The 4,923-nt window shown below is 66.0% G+C and carries 4 protein-coding genes; all 4 read right to left on the bottom strand.

Annotated features, from left to right (window positions below; all coding sequences use genetic code 11):
• The coding region (locus ACEN88_RS24310; RefSeq protein WP_413343803.1) for a formate dehydrogenase subunit gamma at nucleotides 1-1,057 on the bottom strand (1,057 nt) is incomplete at its 3' end.
• Between the two features lie 12 nt (nucleotides 1,058-1,069).
• Nucleotides 1,070-1,282, bottom strand: a complete 213-nt coding sequence (locus tag ACEN88_RS24305) for a hypothetical protein (RefSeq protein ID WP_413343801.1) — start codon at nucleotides 1,280-1,282, stop codon at nucleotides 1,070-1,072.
• Nucleotides 1,279-1,959 (bottom strand): formate dehydrogenase FDH3 subunit beta, encoded by a 681-nt coding sequence (gene fdh3B, locus ACEN88_RS24300; protein WP_413343799.1) that lies wholly within the window; start codon nucleotides 1,957-1,959, stop codon nucleotides 1,279-1,281. The genes ACEN88_RS24305 and fdh3B overlap by 4 nt, the downstream gene beginning before the upstream one ends.
• Before the next feature lie 10 nt (nucleotides 1,960-1,969).
• Nucleotides 1,970-4,789, bottom strand: coding sequence for a formate dehydrogenase subunit alpha (locus ACEN88_RS24295; protein WP_413343797.1), 2,820 nt, complete (start codon nucleotides 4,787-4,789; stop codon nucleotides 1,970-1,972).
• Between the last annotated feature and the right edge of the window lie 134 nt (nucleotides 4,790-4,923).

Here is a 4,923-nt window from a genome sequence, read left to right as displayed (position 1 = left end):
GTGAAGGCGGCCGCTGGTCCGGCGGCACGCGGTCGTCGAACGTGCCCGGTTCCACGCCCGCCTTCACTTCGTCGTACCACACGGCGTGGTGCGCCTTGGCCCACGATTCGTCCACGGTCCCGTGGCGCATCGCTTCGTAGGCGCCCGGCGTGCCCCACGTGCCGATGTAGATATGGCCCATCGCGGCCGCGATGTAGAACGTGGCGCCGGCGATGTGCAGGTAGTTCGCGACCTGCATGATGTAGCGCGTTTGTCCGAAGGTCACGAAGTCCAGGACCAGGCCGCTGATCGACATCACGAGGCCCAGCAGGGTCACCCCCAGCCAGAACCAGGATTTTTCACCCGCGTTGAAGAACCCGGCCCGCACGTGCTTGTGCGACACGAGGCCGCCACCCTGCTTGACCCACTGCCAGTCGATGCGGCGGAAGAAGTTCCGGCGCAGGAAGGTGAAGAACATCAGCACGGAGCACACGATGAACAGCGGACCCACGAAGTTGTGCAGGTACTTGAAGATGTAGGCCAGCGCCGCGAACACGTCGTGGCCGACGAGCGGGATCAGGAGCTTCTTGCCGAACATGATGACGAGGCCCGTCACCGCGAGGATGATGAAGCTGATCGCGGTCGCCCAGTGCACGCCGCGCTCCCAGCCCGTGAAGCGGCGGATGCGCCGGCCCGTGTCCGGTTCTTCGGTGCGCGCGGGACCGATGGCGCGGTAGAAGAAGAAAATCGCGACGAGCACGACGACGAGGATCGTGCCCATCGCCGTCGCGATCGGCCCGTTGCGCCAGATGCGCCACTGGTTGCCGCCGCGCTGCACGATGACGGTGCCTTCCGTGCTGCCGTACTGGCCCAGGTAGTGACGGTCGATGTGCACGCGGCCGGAGGCCGACGAGCCCAGTCCCGGCTCGGGCGTGCGCGAATCCTTCTCGGCCTGCAGGATCGTCTGTTCCTCGGCATACGCAGGCTCGGCGCGGTTGTTCGGGACGCCGGCGTGCGCGATGCCGACGAGCCACAGCGACAGGAGCAATGACAATATCGATCGTAGCGTGAATGACATGGTCGGCTCCTGTTACGGGTTGGCCCGGTTGTATTCGTTCTGGTTCATGTTGCGGTTGCTGATCGTGCCCCACCACGACAGCTTGTCGTTGTGGAAGTGGCGCAAGAACGGCCGGTCGTCCTTCTTCCCGGCGACCATGCCGTGCACCCAGTTCGGATGCTGGTCGACTTCGAGGCAGCCCGCGAGCAGCGCCAGCGGCAGGCAGAGGATGAGGATGCGCTTCATGTCGGCAGCCTCCCCTCGTCGTTCTGCGAGTCCTTGAGATTCTGGTTCTCGCGCGGGCCTTCGCCCGTCGCCTTGATGTCGCCGCCGCGTTTCGGCTTGCCGTACGCGATCTTCCAGCCCCACAGCTCCGGACCGTAGCCGCGCGTCTCCACGCGCTGGCGGTAGATGTCGGCGATGACGGTCGCGTCGCCGCCGATCAGCGCCTTCGTGCCGCACATCTCCGCGCACGCGGGCAGCTTGCCTTCGGCGATGCGGTTGCGGCCATACTTCCTGAACTCGGCCTCGGACGTGTCGGGCTCCGGACCGCCGGAGCAGAACGTGCATTTGTCCATCTTGCCGCGGTGGTTGAACAGGCCAGTTGACGGGAACTGCGGCGCGCCGAACGGGCACGCGTAATAGCAGTAGCCGCAGCCGATGCACTGGTCCTTGTCGTGCAGGACGATGCCGTCTTCCGTGTGATAGATGCAGTTGACGGGGCAGACGGCCAGGCACGGCGCGTCGCTGCAATGCATGCACGCGACGGAGATCGAGCGCTCGCCCGGCACGCCGTCGTTGATGGTGACGACGCGGCGGCGGTTCACGCCCCACGGGGTCTCGTTCTCGTTCTTGCAGGCGGTCACGCAGCCGTTGCAGTCGATGCAGCGCTCCGTGTCGCAGATGAACTTCATTCGTGCCATCTCAGTCTCCTTACGCGCGCACCAGCCGGCACAGCGACACCTTCGTTTCCTGCATCATCGTCACGGCGTCGTACCCGTACGTCCACCCGGTATTGACTGCCTCGCCGCGCACCGCGGGCGCGCCGCCGTCCGGATAATGCTTTTCCAGGTCCTCGCCCATCCACCAGCCGCCGAAGTGGAACGGCATCCACACGAGGCCCACGGGCACGCGCGGCGTCACCATCGCCATCAGCTTCAGGCGCGCGCCGGTCGGCGTCTCGACCCACATGAATTCGCCCAGCTTCACGCCGATCTGCGCCGCGTCTTCCGGATTTACTTCGCAGAACATGTTCTGCTGGAGTTCGGCGAGCCACGGATTCGACCGGGTCTCCTCGCCGCCGCCCTCGTATTCGACGAGGCGGCCCGACGTCATGATCAGCGGGTACTCCTTCGAGAAGTCGACCGCCTGCACGGATTTATAGAGCGTCGGCAGGCGCCAGAACGCGGCCTTGTCGTCGTAAGTCGGGTATTTGGCCACCAGGTCGCGCCGCGGCGTGACGAGCGGTTCGCGGTGCGTCGGCACGGGGTCCGGGAAGTTCCACACGTTGCAGCGGGCGCGCGCGTTGCCGTACGGCGCGCAGCCGTGGGCGATGGCGACGCGGATGATCCCGCCCGACAGGTCCGTCTTCCAGTTCTTGCCCTCGGCCTGCACCTGCTCCTCCGGCGTCAGCTCGGCCCACCAGCCCAGCTTTTTCAGGAACACGTGGTCGAATTCCGGATAGCCGGTGTCGATCTCGCTGTCCTTCGTGAACGAGCCGTCGGCCGCCAGCAGGGGCTCGCCGTTGTGCTCCACGCCCCAGTTTGCGCGGAACGGCAGGCCGCCCTCCGCCACCGGCTTGTGCAGGTCGTACAGGATCGGCGTGCCCGGGTGCTTCATCTCCGGCGTGCCCCAGCACGGCCACGGCAGGCCGTAATAGTCGCCCTTGCACGGACCGGATTCCGCACGCATCGTCGTCGGATTGAAATCGCGCTTGTGCTCCATGTGCAGTTTCAGTCGCTCGGGCGAGCAGCCCGTGTAGCCGATCGTCCAGCAGGAGCGGTTGATCTCGCGGAGGATGTCCTCGATGACCGGTTCGTTGTTGACGACCTTGATGTTCTTGACGAGCTGTTCGCCGAAGCCGAGCTTCTTCGCGAACAGGTACATGATCTCGTGGTCCGTCTTGCATTCGAACAGCGGCTGGATCACGCGCTCGCGCCACTGGATCGAGCGGTTCGACGCCGTGACGGAACCCTGCGTCTCGAACTGCGACGCGGCCGGCAGCAGGTAGACGCCGTCGCTCCTGCCGTGCATCGCCGCCGTCATGCTGGGATAAGGATCGATGACGACCATGAAGTCGAGCTTCTGCATCGCCGCCTTCATGTCCGGCAGGCGCGTCTGGCTGTTCGGCGCGTGGCCCCAGTAGAACACGGCGCGGAGATTCGTCGGCTGGTCGACGTACTGGTTGTCTTCCAGGACCGCGTCGAACCAGCGCGACACCGTGATGCCCGGCTTTTCCATCAGCTCCTTCGAGCCGAAGCGCGACTTGACCCAGTCGTAATCGACGCCCCACACGGTCGCGAAGTGCTTCCACGCGCCTTCCGCGATGCCGTAGTAGCCGGGCAGCGACTCGCCGTTCGGACCGACGTCCGTCGCGCCCTGCACGTTGTCGTGGCCGCGGTAGATGTTGGCGCCGCCGCCCTGCACGCCGATGTTCCCCAGCGCGAGCTGCAGGATCGACAGCGCGCGCACGTTCGCCGTGCCCACGTGGTGCTGCGTGATGCCCATGCACCACACGACGGACGATGGCTTGTTCGTCGCCAGCATTTCGGCCGCCATGCGCACGGACGCTTCCGGCACGCCCGTCACGTCGCTGACCTTATCGGGCGTCCACTTCGCGACTTCCTTGCGCACGTCGTCCATGCCGTACGTGCGCGCGGCGATGTACGCCTTGTCTTCCCAGCCGTTGTTGAAGATGTGCCACAGCATGCCCCACACGAATGCGATGTCCGTGCCGGGACGGATGCGCACGTAGTGGTGGGCGAAGCGCGCCGTGCGGGTGAAGCGCGGGTCGACGACGATCATCTTCGCGCCCAGTTCCTTCGCATGCAGGAAGTGCAGCATCGAGATCGGATGCGCCTCCGCCGGGTTCGAGCCGATGAACAGCACGGCCTTGCTGTAGTGGAGATCGTTGAACGAGTTCGTCATCGCGCCATACCCGTAGGTCTGGGCGACGCCCGCCACCGTCGTCGAGTGGCAGATGCGGGCCTGGTGGTCGCAGTTATTGGAACCCCACATCGACACCCATTTGCGCAGCAGGTAGGACTGCTCGTTGCTGTGCTTCGAGCTGCCGATCACCATCAGCGCATCCGGCCCGGACTGCTCGCGCAGTTTCAGCAGCCGGTCGCCGATCTCGCCCACGGCCTGGTCCCACGTGATGCGCTCGTACTTGCCGTTCACGAGCTTCATCGGATAGCGCAGGCGGTGTTCGCCGAACCCGTGCTCGCGCACCGACGCGCCTTTCGCGCAGTGCGCCCCCATGTTGATCGGCGAGTCGAACGCGGCCTCCTGGCGGATCCACACGCCGTTGCTGACGACCGCCTCCACCGAGCAGCCCACCGAGCAGTGGCTGCACACGGTGTGCTTGACCTCCGTGTTCGGCCTGGCCGGCACGGGGTCCGCCGCGGTCGCGGGCTGGATCACGTTCAGCGGCAGGTGGCGCGCGAGGGCGCCCGCGCCGGCCGTCACGCCCGCGCCGACGAGGAAGCGGCGCCGTTTCAGTCCGCTGTCGCGTGATGTCTTCACCAGGGTCATGGTCGTGGTCTCCTTCTACCAGTAAGCCGCGGTGCGGTAGTAGCGCCGGATGTGTTCCGTCTCGTGATAGCCCTTGGCCCGCTGCGGCGCCGCCGGTGCCGCAGGCTCGGGCTGCGGCTGTCTGTTTTAAACAA

The organism is Massilia sp. CT11-108, assembly GCF_047302915.1.
GTDB classification, from domain to species: Bacteria; Pseudomonadota; Gammaproteobacteria; order Burkholderiales; family Burkholderiaceae_D; genus Telluria; species Telluria orientalis.
Note: the sequence above shows the minus strand (reverse complement) of the source record. Positions and strands in the feature narration are given on the sequence as shown.